A 13,391-nucleotide genomic window follows, 5' to 3' on the forward strand; every position below is an offset into this window, starting at 1 on the left:
TTGGCTTATCTAATTGTGGGTTTCATCTTGCTTGGATATCGCTAAGTTCCTCTCATACACATATGGCTGTCTCAAAATGCTTGTCGGTCTGAGCGTGGGGACGGCATCGCTCACTGTAATGGCAGGGGTTGAAATAGCGTGGGTGGGGTGGCGAGTGTTTCACATTTGAACGCCTTGAGCAGAGACTGGCGTAATCGGAGCTCACAGTATCGAAATATTCTTTATTTTTGTTACTATAAGAATCGAGTTAGGTAGATTGCGCCATGTATGGCAACCTTGATGGGCCCTTGCCCCAACTCCTGGGGAATTATGATCGGGCATCAATCTACTGGCGCACGAGACAACCCCAGGAGGAACACAAATTGAAAGAGTATCTGCAAAAATCCGAAGATGTGGTGCAAGCTGTCAAAAGTGATACCAAAAACGGTCTGAGCGAAAAAGAGGCTCAGAGACGTCTCGACCAAAACGGTCTAAACAAACTTGCCGAAGCGAAGAAGACCCCAGGCTGGATCCGGTTCTTCCAACAGATGGCAGACCCGATGATCATCATGCTGATCGTCGCGGCCATCATCTCGGCGCTCACGAGCGTCGCTTCGGGAGACGGCGACTTTGCCGACGTTGTTATCATCGTCTTCGTTGTCGTGGTGAACTCTATTTTGGGCGTCGTGCAGGAGACCCGTGCAGAAGAGGCCCTGAAATCCCTGCAGGAGATGTCGGCGGCTCAATCAAAAGTTGTTCGTGACGGTTCAGTGCTGGAGGTTCCCTCCTCGCAGCTGGTCGTCGGCGATATCGTCAACCTCGAGGCCGGCGATGCAGTCCCGGCAGATTGCCGCGTCATTGAGAATGTGTCGATGAAGATCGACGAGTCAGCGCTGACCGGCGAATCGGTACCGGTGGAGAAAGCCGTGGCTGAGATGCAGCTGGCTAAAGATGTGGACGACGTGCCCCTTGCTGACCGCAAGAATATGTGCTATATGGGCTCCACAGTCGTCTATGGCCGTGGCAAGGCTGTGGTTGTCGCTACCGGCATGAATACCGAGATGGGCAAGATCGCTGACGCCCTGAATGAGGCTGAGAATGAGACGACCCCACTTCAGAAGAAGCTGGCGGAGCTCTCAAAGATCCTGTCGGTTCTGTGCATCGTCGTCTGCGCGCTCGTCTTCGTTATCACCTGGATAAAGCACGGCATGGGCTTCTTCAATAACCTGCAGCTCGTCCTCAACACCTTTATGATCGCCGTGTCTTTGGCCGTTGCCGCCATTCCTGAAGGCTTGGTAGCCGTCGTGACGATCGTGCTTTCCATTGGTGTCACGAAGATGAGCCAGCACAACGCAATTATCCGTAAGCTCTCCGCAGTCGAGACCTTGGGCTGCACCCAGATCATCTGCTCTGATAAGACCGGTACCCTGACCCAGAATAAGATGACGGTTGTCCGTCACTTCACTGAGGATCAGGATCGACTGATGCGCTGCATGGCAATGTGCTCTGATGCAACCTGGGACGTCGAGGGACACAAAGCGATCGGTGAGCCGACTGAGGCCGCACTGGTTGCGGATGCCGCCAAGCTCGGCTTCACCACGGGCGACCTGAACGCGGCGAATCCCCGTATCGGTGAGGCCCCATTTGATTCTTCAAGAAAGATGATGTCCGTCGTCAATGCGGCGCCGGACGGTAACTACATCCAGCACACCAAGGGCGCCCCGGACGTAATTCTGGCGCACTGCACGAAGGTCCATACGCAGGCAGGGGATGTGCCCCTTACCGACGAGTGGAGAAAGCGCATCATGGAGGCCAACAAGGGTATGGCCGACCAGGCGCTGCGTGTCATGGCAGGTGCACGTGTCAACTACCATCACAACAAACCGACTGATTTTTCCCCTGAAGCCCTCGAGCGCGATATGGTCTTTCTGGGCCTTGCGGGTATGATCGACCCGATCAGACCTGAGGTCAAAGACGCAGTGGCTGAGGCTCACCACGCCGGTATGCGTGTCGTTATGATCACCGGCGACCACATCGATACCGCAGTTGCAATCGCTAAGGAACTCGGCATCATCAAGCACCGCTCTGAGGCCATCACCGGTGCTGAGCTCGACAAGATGAGCGATGAGGCATTCTACAACAACATCGAGAAATACTCCGTCTACGCGCGTGTCCAGCCTGAGCACAAGAGCCGTATCGTCAACACCTGGAGAAAGAAGGATAAGGTCGTCGCAATGACCGGCGACGGCGTCAACGACGCTCCTTCCATCAAGCGTGCTGATATCGGTATCGGCATGGGTATCACGGGCACCGACGTCACCAAGAACGTGGCTGACATGGTTCTGGCCGACGACAACTTCGCGACGATCATCGAAGCCTGCGAAGAGGGCCGCCGCATCTACGACAACATCCGTAAGGCAATCGCCTTCCTACTTTCCTCCAACCTGGCTGAGGTCATCTCCGTCTTCGTTGCATCCCTCATTGGCTTTACGATCTTGGAACCGACGCACCTGCTCTGGCTGAACCTGATCACCGACTGCTTCCCCGCACTGGCAATGGCCATGGAAGAGGCAGAGCCAGGTATCATGGACAGAAAGCCGAGAGGCACCGAGGATAGCATCTTCGCCAACGGTATGGGCCTCGACTGCATCGTCCAGGGCTTCATGGTCTCGGCGCTGACCCTGATCTCCTACTTCGTGGGCCTCTCGCTTGAGAATGTCCCGCTGGACGCGGTCCTGTCCGGTCATAACGCAGGGTTGGACGGCATGACGATGGCATTCCTGACACTCTCTATGGTCGAGATGTTCCACTCCTTCAACATGCGCAGCCGCCGTCAGTCGATCTTCAAACTTCCGACCCAGAACAAGTGGCTCTGGTACGCGTTTGCAGGCTCTCTGGTTCTCACCTTTATCGTTATCGAGACCCCGCTCTCGGTGGCCTTCGGCTTTGCTGAGATCAGCGCCGGTGAATACGGTATCGCAATGTTGCTTGCATTTGCTATCATTCCTCTGGTAGAGCTTTATAAACTCATCATGAGGGCATATGACAGGAGCAAGGCAAAAAAGAGTGAGCAGAGCGAGTAGAACAAACCACAAACGTTCACACAAAGGTGCCGGCAAGAGCTCTCGGGCTCTGCCGGCCCTCTCTTCGTTACAGGCACTGCCTACGTGGGCAGACCTCACACCTACCGAGGGACAGCAGCAGGCTTTCCAGAAGGCAGCGAACACCTTATCAGAGCGTGAGGGGGCAGACCCTACCGAATACGAGCTGGGCTGCGTCGTGAGGCTTGACCGGAGCTTTCCTGCGATCCTGACAGAACAGCGCCTCTGTCGTGCAGAATTCTCTGCAGCGCTCACCAAGTGGGGTGACTCAAAGGTCGCCGTGGGGGATTGGGTGTGTCTGAGGGTACCCGTTCAGTATGAAGAGATGTTGATTGAGGAAATCCTCCCGAGGAAGAGCGCCCTGGAGCGCTGGCGGGGTGGCTCCCGCGGTGAGAAACAGGTGCTGACTGCCAATGGCGATCTCGTGTTGGTAGCGCAGGCGATTGGCCCTCACGGAATCGACTACAACCGCCTGGTCCGCTCCTGCGTCATTGCCCGTGACTGTGGCTGTGATACGGCAATCATCCTGACAAAAGCGGACCGCTGTAAAAGCGAACAGGAGCTTGCAGCCATCGTGCGGAAAGTCATCACGTCGGTCGGAGGGGATACTCCTATCTGCGTAACCACGACGAAGACGGCCGGGCTTGAAGAGCCACTTCACCACCTCGAAGACAAATTCAAGGTGGGGATTGGCTCACAGGCGGTGGAGAACCTTGTCGGAAGGGGTACGGTAGCGCTCGTTCTCGGTGAGTCTGGAGTGGGGAAGTCCACCCTCCTCAATAGTCTGATGGGCCACGACGTCCTCAAGACCGGTTCGGTCAGACGCTCCGACGATGCAGGGAGGCACACGACGGTTGCGCGTCAGATGGTGCGCCTTCCTACCGGTGCCATCATTATCGATATGCCTGGTCTGCGTACACTTCCCCTGGTGGGACATGAGCGGGGGCTGGCAAAGGTCTTTCCGGATATCGCTGCCTATGCGGCACAGTGCCGTTTTCGGGATTGCACGCACACTACTGAACCAGGCTGTGCGGTAAAGCAGGCCTTGGACGAAGGAAAATTCGCCTGTGCCCGTTACGAGGCCTATGTGGCACTCGCCCAGGAGATGCGCGACAGTGCACAGAGTCTGGATCCGGACGTAACGCTGTAGCTTGAGCTTTATAGAGATGTTGTAGATGTCTTGGAGAGGCCTTCCACTCACGGAGTGGGAGGTCCTTTCTGTTAGATCGCTCACCGGTGCGTTCTATCTTGCGTGGAAGATGCTTGTTCGATACCGGTAGGGAGCTGTTTATATTCCCAGGTTGTCAGATGCCTTTCTCCCTACAGTGGATTTCAAACGAAGGAGGGAAGGCGTGTCCAAACGGTTTAGGGTGATCTTTTCTGTTGCCTGTGCGGTGCTTGCATTTCTGCTGAGCTACCTCTACGTCCAGCAGGTGCAGGCGCAAGCTTCAGCGCAACGCTCAGAGGCGCTTGAACGCTACGGCGGTGAAGTTGTCGATCTGGTCGTCACTACGAGAGATCTGTCCCAGGGCGAAGTTGTTCGGGCTTCCGATGTCACGACCAAAGAGTGGATCTCTGATCTGGCACCCTCGGGCGCCCAGACCGAGAAGGACGCGGTCGTGGGCAAGCGGCTGACGAGCACGGTACCCAAAGGTAACCCCGTGTGTGAAGTGCATTTCGATCGGGACAGCGCGGATCTGGATATTCCGGAAGGCTATGTAGCGGTGACATTGCTGCAGACCGACAATCTGGGGATCCCTGCAAACCTGAGCTCCAACACCAGGCTCATCGCCTACTCGGTCGGAAAGGATTCGACCAAAGAGCTGGCGAACGATCTGCAACTGCTTTCACAGAGCGGCAAAGACGATAACCAGCTGGGCTCGCAGAGCGTCACGATCGCAGCCCGGCCGGAACAGGTAGCTGGCGTGCTCTCTGCCAACGCCGCTGGGAATCTTCGACTCGCCGTCCCTTCGGCACAGAATGCTCAAACCCAAGGAGAAGATGCTTCATGAGATGGATCGGAATTGCCGCACAGCCCTATCGCAGACCGCTGGAAGAGTTGCTGAACACCTACACCGTGGCCGAAAGCTTCCTCTGGGTTGAAAGGCCTGAAGAGATACGGCGCATCTTCCTGCAGGCGATGCCGGGAGAGTGCAACGCCCTGGTCGGTCCCGACGCGACGAATGGCGTCCCGATCAATCTTGCGGCGGCGCTTGCCGAGGATGGACATGCCAATGCGGTGGTTGTAGCTCAGCCTGAGCCTTCCGGTTCCTTCCGCTCACGTGCCAAGCAGGCAGGCATCGCCTCGGTGATCGATATCACCTCGATCAAAAACCAACTGGAGGCGGGCGCTGACCGGCAGCCAACCGGAGCCTTTCGGGTGTACGAGCCGCAACCGCCTCAGCGTCCTGTATCGAGCAATACTGGATCGATCAACAATACCACTCAATCAGTCAATAATACCGGTCAGTTCGCGCAGCAACAGGCAATGGCTCCGGTGGGAAACAGGGCTGTCCCCAGTGACAGTGCAGTGCTGAACTGTGATACCGTCTATGCGCGACGACCCAATCCCTGCCCCATTCTGGTCGCAGCCTCAGGCAGGGGAGGCGTAGGAAAAAGTGCGCTTTCCTGTGTGATGGCGTGCGTGGCGGCACGGTGGGGGCTGAAGGTCTCACTGTGTGATTTTGATCTAGCCTGTGGCAATGATTTTGCATACTTAGGACTTTCGGGGCCAGCGGCCCTGGATAGCTTGGGGGATGTGGAAGCCGTTGGGGAGCAGGCAGTCGCGCAGTGCGGCAAGATGGCAACGGAAGGGGTATCGCTCTGGGGTCCGTGTGAGCGGCCCGAGAATGCGGAGCTCGTGGCGCCGTATGCTGGGACACTCCTGTCGCTCGTTGCAGCACGGTCCGATCTTGTAATTGTAGATGTGGGGACTGCCTGGAATGATGCTGCCGCCCAGGCTGCGCAGATGTGCGATCGACTGCTCTTGATCTGTCCTGAATTCAACGGGATGGCAGCCTCGCTTTCACGGGTAGGAGGTCTTGCGGTGCGTCTCGGCGTCGCGCGAACCCGCATCATCCGGGTTATCAATCTCTGCAACCCCAAGAAGGTGCAGGAGACCTTCGTGAACCGAGCCGATCAGGGCCTAGAGGCTGCCCGCACGATCCGGGTGATCGATGGAGGCTTGGAAGCCGATGAGCTGATACAAGCGGGACACGTACCTGAACTGGTCAAACAGAACCCCGAGATGATCAGGAGCGCAGAGCATCTGTTAGCCTCTGTGCTACAGGAGATGGGGCATCTACCCTCAGTACAAGCGGCGCACAAAGCGCTGCAGTACAAGCAGAAGGGGACCAAACATCACTTCTTTGGCCGCAAGAAAGAGGCGGTCTAGATGAGTATTCTTGAGCGCGTGCAGCATCAGTACCATACGGGGGATACCGCGGTTGAACTAGACGGTATCACCGCCGAGATGCGTCAGCACCTAAAGAATGCGCTGGTGCAGGAGTTGGGGCTGACAACGGTGGCGGACCTTGCCAGCGGATCTGATGTGAAACGGGCACGCACAGAGCTGAGAGTAGCCTGCGAGTCGCTGATCAATACCGAAGAGTTTGATCGGCTCAGCTATGAGCAGAAACAGTCCTTAAGTGAACAAGTGGTCGATGAGATCTGTGGGCTCGGCCCACTGCAGCCACTGTTGGACAACGAACAGGTGAGCGAGATTATGGTCAACGGCGCCGGTTCACTCTTCTTTGAGGAGAATGGAAAACTCAAACGGGCCCAACGGGTCTTTGAAAACGATGAGCAGATCCTGACCGTAATCGATAGGATTTTGGCCCCCTTGGGGCGTCGCTTAGATGACAGCAACCCGATCGTGAATGCCCGACTTCCCAATGGCTACCGCGTCAATGCAGTCTCCTCAGCATTAGCGATTGACGGGACCGCCGTGACGATCCGGAAGTTTTCTGACCGTATTGTGGATCTCGCGCAGCTCATTGCTCTGGGATCAATTCCTCCCTGGTTTGCGCGGCTGTTGCGTTGGGCCGTGAAGCTCCGCTGCGACATTGCAGTGGCAGGAGGCACCGGCTCTGGAAAGACCACCTTGCTCAACGCCCTCTCCCGTGAGATTGGGGAAGACGAGCGGATTATCACTATTGAGGACTCTGCGGAACTTCGGTTTGAACGGTCGAGGAATCTGGTGCGGCTGGAAGTCCGTAACGAGTCGCTGGAAGGTTCGGGCGCAGTCTCAATTCGTGAACTTGTGAAGAATGCCCTCCGGATGCGTCCGGATCGCATCATCGTCGGTGAAGTCCGTGGGTCAGAGACGATCGATATGCTTCAGGCGATGAATACCGGCCACGATGGGTCGCTCACGACCCTGCATGCGGGGACCGCGGATGAAGCGATTCTGCGGTTGGTGCTGATGGCACGCTTCGGTATGGATCTGCCGGCAGAGCTCATCGAAGAGCAGATCGCTACGGCGCTCGATCTGATCGTAATGTCGCAACGCATGCCAGATGGATCGAGGTTTATCACATCGCTGCATGAGGTATTGCGCGCGGAGAATGGTGGTGTCTCACTACATGAATGTATCCATTTTGACCGGGCGAAGCGGACGTGGTCGCTGGTCGCAGTTCCACGCTTTTTGGGACAAGCAATTGAGGATGGAGCGTTAAGCAAAGGGGAGGTGAGCGCATGGCAGGCTTCCTGTACTGCGTAAGCATCGCGGCGCTTGCGACCCTTTTTGGGTCTGTAGTCACCAAGAACGAAGCCCCCTATCAACTTCGTACGAAGCGGGAAGGCCTGTTCAAGCTGCTGGCCGGAACGAAGCTTGCGCAGGCACTGTCTCAGTGGTCTGCCTGGCAGACGACGATGCGATGGCTCCAGAAGTATTACGCTGTTGCCTATCCCTCAGGGATGCTGCTGGCAGTTCTGATTCTCATCGGTCTGGTGGGGTTTGTGCTGACGCTCTCACCCTTAGGTGTGTTCATCTTGATTGGACTCTACTTTGGAGGTATCAGCTTGCTTGCCAGTCGCATCAGACATCTTGAGCGTCTGCAATTGGTACGCGATATCCCCGATGCCTTCAGAACGCTGGCGACGGCACTGAGCGCAGGCAAAACTTTACGGCAGGCGGTCGAATACATTGGAACCACGATGCAGGGAACACTGGGGGAAGGCTTCAGCCACGCAGCACTCAGGCTTGAAGCCGGAGCCTCACTGCAGGATGCCCTGGAAGGGATCGAGCAAGAAGTGGATGGTCCGGGGATGAATTTGATGGTCTGCGCTTTGGAGATCGCGCAGCGGACCGGCAGCCCGCTCAAAGATCTATTTTCGGATTCGGCACGCTACGTCGAGAAAGCGAGTGAGCTCAAACGGGAGCTTTCGGTCAAGACCGCACAGGTTAGGCTCTCGGCGCGGGTAGTCTGTACACTCCCGATCCTGATCGTCGCATTGCTTGCACTGATCTCACCGGATTTCAAAGCCGGACTGCTCACTACTCAGGGGCTCACCTGTATTGCTCTAGCAGCACTGATGGACGCGGTCGCGATCCTCATTATCAAGCGGCTCGCGCAGAGCGTGATGTAGATGGAGGCATTGGGGCTCTATTTTACGTCGGGTATGAGCGCACTTGCGTTCGTGGCTGTCTGGGTTCTCTCCGTCGGGCATCGTTCGGTACAGGTACAGAAGACGTCCCGCATTCAGTTTCCTACGAGAAAGGGCAGACGAAATGACGCACAGCTTCAGACAGAGTGCCTGAGGGAAATGCCGACCTTTCTGGATATTCTCTCGCTCGGTCTCTCTGTTGGGCTCTCCTTTGACGCATCGCTTGAACTCTACTGCCAGCGCGGCCACAACGGACTGTCGCGCGAGCTGCAAAGCGCTCTTTTCCAGTGGAGATGCGGATTGAAAAGTCGCGATGAGGCGCTGCATGAACTGGCGGTAAAGCTCAGAAGTCCTACATTCAAGCGGTTTGCCGATGCAGTCAGTGAGGCGCTTATGCTCGGGACGCCCTTGGGGGAGACGCTGCAGTCACAACGTTCTGCCCTTAGGGAAGAGCAGCGTCTGGCTGCGGAGGAGCGTATCGAAAAGGTCCCGATCAAGATGTTGATTCCGCTGGGGACGCTCGTCGTCCCGGCAATGATGCTCGCAATTTTGGGTCCACTCTTGGGATCCTCGTTGAGTCTAGGTTAGGAGTTTGCTATGGAGAAGCTTGCTGCGAAGGTTACCTTAGCCCTGAGACAGGTTGTCCTCGAGAAGAAGGGGCAGGGGACCACTGAGTACGCCATCCTTGTCGGCGTCATCGTCGTAATTGCAATCGTTTCGATCCTTGCATTCAAGGATCGTCTGACCCAGCTCTGGAACGATATCGCTAACGGGATCAACTCACTATGAGCGGACATAAAGAAACTTCCAACAGGAGAAAGCTGTTGTTCATAGGAATCGCCGCGGTGGTGGCGCTCGTCTTCTTCGTACGCGTAAATCATCCGTTGCCTGAAGTGGGTAAGCAGCAGGCTGCAGAACAGGACGCCCAGGAGGAGGCACTCGAAGAGCGTGTCGATGAGGTACTCGACCACCAAACCACTGAGGCCGATAGTGCAGAAGGGCAGGAAGTTGAACGCTACACAGTCAATAAATCCCTGAAGGCCACTGGAACAGAGCTCCTGCGTCACTACCAGAATCAGCGCAACTGCATTCTCCTGCGCGCAGGCTATCTCGATCTGCTGGGACATACCTGGGGCTTTGCGGTCCACGGGGCTGGCTGGGCGGATGTCTGCATCATTGAGACCGCGCCCCATAACGCAACCGACGTGAGGATCGTGCATCTGACCTGAGAGGAGGGCTTCGATGCCAGTGGTACAGGAACAGTCAGGGCAGTCGACCGTTGAGTATGCGGTCCTGCTCAGCGTCGCCCTAGCCGTGATTCTCGCCCTTTCGGCGTTGTGGCACTACGCGGCGAAAGGCTCCCTCATCCAAGACGTGCTCGATGCCTGCTCTCACCTGGTTCAAGGAGGGGATGTCCTTGAACTCCTGCTCTACTGAAGTCGGGCAGGCAAGTGTCGAGGCGGCCTTTCTGATCCCAATCTTCTCTCTGGCGCTGTTGCTGCTTCTGCAGCCGCTGTGCCTTCTATACACGAAAACCGTGATGTGGAATGCCGCCGCCGAGACGGCACGGCTCGCGGAGACCAATGACAGCAGTGAGGACTGCACGGAGTTTGCCAAACGGAGGCTGGCAGCGCTGCCTGAGCTTCCACTCTTTCATGAAGGGGAGTGGGAGATCGAGATCGATGGGGCGCAGGAGCAGCAGGTGACGGTTACGATCACCGGGTATGCTAAACCATTGCCATTCCTGGGACTGGTGGCGGCGATGCAGAACGCAGGTGACACTGATCGCTTTGAGTTGAAGACACAGGTTACGGAGCAATTGAGGCCGGAGTGGCTTGAAGGCGACTATGCGGAATGGATTGAAGCGTGGGACGATGTCTGAACATAAAACACAGAGACAGGACTTTGCTCCCGTGAGCCTTAACTGCTTTATCGACGAGGAAGGGGGTTACACCACAATTGCTGCAGCAGTGGCACTGATCTTGAGCGTCACGCTGATCGCGAGTTTGGCCACTGCGGGATGGGCGTTAGCACGCAGTGCGGATACTCAGGCGGTCGCGGATAGCGCTGCTATCAGCGCGACTCAGGTGGTGGGCTCCTACACGGTGATCGTGCAGGTTTTGAACGCCTGCGTCCAAACCCTCGGTATCGCTGGCATGCTCTTAGTCGGTGTTGGAATGGTCGCTGCAGCGGTGCCGGGATCCGCCGCAGTGGGTACTGCTGCCACGGATGCCGGTATCAAAGTGCTTCAGGCAAGAAGGACATTGGCACAGAGTGCAGCGCAGGGGCTCTCGAAGTTGGAGAAAATACTGCCGCTGTTGTGCATGCACGCCGCTACTCAGACTATCGAGGCGCAGTCGACGGACTCTCTTACCTATCGTGGGAGTGCCTTGCCCTTTCCGATGCAGAGCGAATCTGATTTTTCGAGTGTCAATCAGGAGATCGACGAGGAAGGGCTTGAAGAGACCAATGCGGATCTGGCGGGGGCCTCTGAGAAGAAGGAACAGTACCAGCAACAGGAAGAGAGCTCTAAGGAAGAAGCCTGGAAGGCGGACTGTGTCCCTGACTCCTACTGTATGCGCGAGCGTGCAGGCAAGTTGGGGCATCTCAATTCCGTGCAGAATCCCGAATGTCCCTCAGTTGCAAGCTGGAATTTTGGTATCGCGCTTGACCGAGCCCGCGCGTATTACGCACAGCGCCTGGCCAACGAGAAACAGACCGATCCGGGCATTGAAGGGGAAACGGACTCGGCCGTGCGCAAAACCTTCTACGCCTATGCGGAACAGAAGATGCAGGATGGGTACTACCGGGAGCTTCCCGATGGCACGCTTGAGATGGATCTCCCGGCACTTCCCCGTGATACCGACCAAATGAAAGAGACCACGCTCTATACGCAAAGTGTGTGGCCGACCACCGATGAGGGAGGAACGAGGGTGATCCACAGCGTGAAAGATTGTCCCGGTGCCACCGGAGCGCCTTCAGGAACCGCTTCGCTTTCCCAACTCGATGCCGGTGAAGTGCAGGAATGCGAGGTTTGTCGCCTGACAGCTTCGGCGCAAGGGAATGTTGCGTCAGCAACGACGAATACCCAAAGCGGCTTTGAACACTACTGGCGCATCATTGAGGAGGCTTCCAAGACCTATCAGCAGGCATGTGAAAAGGAAGAGCAGGCCGATTCTGAGGTACGGAATCTGGCAGAAGAAGGCTCCGATCGGTTTGATCAAGCGCTGCAGATACTCAAGACTTCGAAAGCAAGTCTCTGCCCGCCGGGAGCCTGGGGATGTGTGGCGTTTGCGCAGCGACCCCAAGCAACCAAACTCCCATTCACGGTGGGTGAAGTGCACGAATTGCCGCCGGGGATCGCGATATCTGCTGCAGTGCTGGCAGAGGATAACGACGAGGAACATGGGTCAGTGCTGACGCACTTTGCCGATGGGTGGCTGGAGACCTTTGGGGAGACCGGCTCCTTCACCCAGACAACCCTGTCGCTTTGGGACAGCCTGCTTGGTAGCTACCGGAGTGGCTATAACGATCTCACCTCCGTTGCAGATAACCTCTTCGATGGGATTGGCGGTGTTCTGGGGAACGATAGCGCCCAGTGGCTCAAGGATCAGCTAACCTCACTGCTGCGCGACCTGGACCTCCAACCCGCAGATACCAGGATGAGAAAACCGGTGTTGACACAGAGTGGCAACGTGTTGACCCAGGCAGGCATCGAACGCTCAGGGTTCCGGGATCGGCTTATTGAGCTGGCTCAGTCCGGCGTGGAAATGCCGGAAGGTGTTGCAGATGCCTTTGGGATTGTGATTGGCGCCGCAGTTTCAGATGTCCCGTTTGAGCTTGCCCGCTTTACGGTACCCGGCTCCGGTAAGGAGATCCCGCTCACGATCGATCTGGGAGGCCTGTTATGAGGGGAAGTTCAGGGCAGATGAGTGTTGAGTTGGCTGTTGTGTTGCCCGTGGTGATCGTGATGGGGTTTCTGGTGTGGAACCTGGGGCGTTTCATCAGTGCCTGCACACTCTTTGACCGTAGCGCGCGAGATATTGTGCTTGCTCAGGGTGTGGCACCCTCCGGAGATCAGACGCAGCTGCGGCGGGTGGATGAGATTCAAAGTGCCTTGCAGCGTGTCTTTGCCGATTGGAAGAGCTGTGAGATCAGCGTCAGCGCGGACTACGACGAGGGGGATGCGAGTGATGCGGTGCTGAGCCTGAATCCTCACCACATCTACTTTCACTGTACGCTCTCGTATCATCCCTGGCCTTCGGCACTCTCTATCGCCGGTGTATCACTACAGACGCCGGTAGTGTTGGATCACAGTGTGGAGGTTGTGACGGGTTACGTATGACCTGGGGTGGTGAGGTAGCTACGGGAACTTTTCTGTATCTGACCATTGCACCATACGGGACCTTCCATCTGTTGTGGACCTTGTCTCAACGGTTTAAAGGGTTACTTGGCAGTAAGAGCGATGCCCCGTCGGTACTCTTGTGGCCCTGTGCCTCCATCCACACCTTCGGTATGCACTATCCCATCGATATTGCCTTTGCGGATGCTTCGGGGACTGTCCTGCTTTCGAAGAAGTCGATGTTTCCGAATCATCTGGTTTCAAGCAAAGGCTCCCTGTTTGTCCTTGAGAGGCCGGCATCTCCCGATGCATGGCCTCAGGAATTGGAACAGTTGAGTATCACGTTTGGAAAGGATGTATGA

The 13,391-nt window shown here is 56.6% G+C and carries 14 protein-coding genes; all 14 read left to right on the plus strand.

All coding sequences use genetic code 11. The annotated features are described in order from the left end of the window. Window positions 1–323 precede the first annotated feature (323 nt). The 14 genes from J4859_RS05750 (at window position 324) to J4859_RS05815 (ending at window position 13,391) form a co-directional block, all read left to right on the plus strand. Window positions 324–3,062, plus strand: coding sequence for a calcium-translocating P-type ATPase, PMCA-type (locus tag J4859_RS05750; protein ID WP_371812230.1), 2,739 nt, complete (start codon window positions 324–326; stop codon window positions 3,060–3,062). Further along, on the plus strand, window positions 3,046–4,230 hold the full coding sequence (gene rsgA, locus J4859_RS05755; RefSeq protein WP_249113767.1) for a ribosome small subunit-dependent GTPase A: 1,185 nt from the start codon (window positions 3,046–3,048) through the stop codon (window positions 4,228–4,230). Before J4859_RS05750 ends, rsgA begins: the two co-directional genes overlap by 17 nt. A 202-nt stretch (window positions 4,231–4,432) precedes the next feature. After that, on the plus strand, window positions 4,433–5,092 hold the full coding sequence (locus J4859_RS05760; protein ID WP_212334089.1) for an SAF domain-containing protein: 660 nt from the start codon (window positions 4,433–4,435) through the stop codon (window positions 5,090–5,092). Continuing rightward, the gene (locus J4859_RS05765) at window positions 5,089–6,474 is read left to right on the plus strand and encodes a hypothetical protein (protein WP_212334092.1); all 1,386 of its coding nucleotides are present in this window, start codon (window positions 5,089–5,091) and stop codon (window positions 6,472–6,474) included. Before J4859_RS05760 ends, J4859_RS05765 begins: the two co-directional genes overlap by 4 nt. Then, on the plus strand, window positions 6,475–7,800 hold the full coding sequence (locus J4859_RS05770; RefSeq protein ID WP_212334094.1) for a CpaF family protein: 1,326 nt from the start codon (window positions 6,475–6,477) through the stop codon (window positions 7,798–7,800). Continuing rightward, window positions 7,776–8,669 carry a type II secretion system F family protein gene (locus J4859_RS05775; RefSeq protein ID WP_212334097.1) on the plus strand — a complete coding sequence of 298 codons (894 nt, stop codon included), beginning with the start codon at window positions 7,776–7,778 and terminating at the stop codon, window positions 8,667–8,669. The genes J4859_RS05770 and J4859_RS05775 overlap by 25 nt, the downstream gene beginning before the upstream one ends. Continuing rightward, window positions 8,670–9,275, plus strand: coding sequence for a type II secretion system F family protein (locus J4859_RS05780; protein ID WP_212334100.1), 606 nt, complete (start codon window positions 8,670–8,672; stop codon window positions 9,273–9,275). Between the two features lie 9 nt (window positions 9,276–9,284). Further along, on the plus strand, window positions 9,285–9,476 hold the full coding sequence (locus tag J4859_RS05785; protein ID WP_212334103.1) for a class III signal peptide-containing protein: 192 nt from the start codon (window positions 9,285–9,287) through the stop codon (window positions 9,474–9,476). Beyond that, on the plus strand, window positions 9,473–9,916 hold the full coding sequence (locus J4859_RS05790) for a hypothetical protein (protein ID WP_212334106.1): 444 nt from the start codon (window positions 9,473–9,475) through the stop codon (window positions 9,914–9,916). Before J4859_RS05785 ends, J4859_RS05790 begins: the two co-directional genes overlap by 4 nt. 13 nt (window positions 9,917–9,929) lie before the next feature. Beyond that, a complete protein-coding gene (locus J4859_RS05795; protein WP_212334109.1) occupies window positions 9,930–10,124 on the plus strand; it encodes a hypothetical protein in 195 nt (64 codons plus the stop codon). Then, window positions 10,105–10,569 carry a TadE/TadG family type IV pilus assembly protein gene (locus tag J4859_RS05800; protein WP_249113768.1) on the plus strand — a complete coding sequence of 155 codons (465 nt, stop codon included), beginning with the start codon at window positions 10,105–10,107 and terminating at the stop codon, window positions 10,567–10,569. The genes J4859_RS05795 and J4859_RS05800 overlap by 20 nt, the downstream gene beginning before the upstream one ends. After that, window positions 10,562–12,598 carry a hypothetical protein gene (locus J4859_RS05805; RefSeq protein ID WP_212334115.1) on the plus strand — a complete coding sequence of 679 codons (2,037 nt, stop codon included), beginning with the start codon at window positions 10,562–10,564 and terminating at the stop codon, window positions 12,596–12,598. Before J4859_RS05800 ends, J4859_RS05805 begins: the two co-directional genes overlap by 8 nt. After that, the gene (locus tag J4859_RS05810) at window positions 12,595–13,032 is read left to right on the plus strand and encodes a TadE/TadG family type IV pilus assembly protein (RefSeq protein WP_212334118.1); all 438 of its coding nucleotides are present in this window, start codon (window positions 12,595–12,597) and stop codon (window positions 13,030–13,032) included. The genes J4859_RS05805 and J4859_RS05810 overlap by 4 nt, the downstream gene beginning before the upstream one ends. Next, window positions 13,029–13,391 carry a DUF192 domain-containing protein gene (locus J4859_RS05815; protein ID WP_212334120.1) on the plus strand — a complete coding sequence of 121 codons (363 nt, stop codon included), beginning with the start codon at window positions 13,029–13,031 and terminating at the stop codon, window positions 13,389–13,391. The genes J4859_RS05810 and J4859_RS05815 overlap by 4 nt, the downstream gene beginning before the upstream one ends.

The sequence above is a fragment of the Atopobium sp. oral taxon 416 genome, assembly GCF_018128285.1.
In the GTDB taxonomy this organism is placed as follows: domain Bacteria; phylum Actinomycetota; class Coriobacteriia; order Coriobacteriales; family Atopobiaceae; genus Olsenella_L.

Bases quoted from the DNA above. Each gene is read 5' to 3' on its own strand.
- J4859_RS05790 (WP_212334106.1), top strand. From the start codon at position 9,473: ATGAGCGGACATAAAGAAACTTCCAACAGGAGAAAGCTGTTGTTCATA.
- J4859_RS05805 (WP_212334115.1), top strand. From the start codon at position 10,562: ATGTCTGAACATAAAACACAGAGACAGGACTTTGCTCCCGTGAGCCTT.
- J4859_RS05770 (WP_212334094.1), top strand. From the start codon at position 6,475: ATGAGTATTCTTGAGCGCGTGCAGCATCAGTACCATACGGGGGATACC.
- J4859_RS05785 (WP_212334103.1), top strand. From the start codon at position 9,285: ATGGAGAAGCTTGCTGCGAAGGTTACCTTAGCCCTGAGACAGGTTGTC.
- J4859_RS05775 (WP_212334097.1), top strand. From the start codon at position 7,776: ATGGCAGGCTTCCTGTACTGCGTAAGCATCGCGGCGCTTGCGACCCTT.
- J4859_RS05765 (WP_212334092.1), top strand. From the start codon at position 5,089: ATGAGATGGATCGGAATTGCCGCACAGCCCTATCGCAGACCGCTGGAA.
- J4859_RS05810 (WP_212334118.1), top strand. From the start codon at position 12,595: ATGAGGGGAAGTTCAGGGCAGATGAGTGTTGAGTTGGCTGTTGTGTTG.
- J4859_RS05780 (WP_212334100.1), top strand. From the start codon at position 8,670: ATGGAGGCATTGGGGCTCTATTTTACGTCGGGTATGAGCGCACTTGCG.
- J4859_RS05815 (WP_212334120.1), top strand. From the start codon at position 13,029: ATGACCTGGGGTGGTGAGGTAGCTACGGGAACTTTTCTGTATCTGACC.
- J4859_RS05795 (WP_212334109.1), top strand. From the start codon at position 9,930: ATGCCAGTGGTACAGGAACAGTCAGGGCAGTCGACCGTTGAGTATGCG.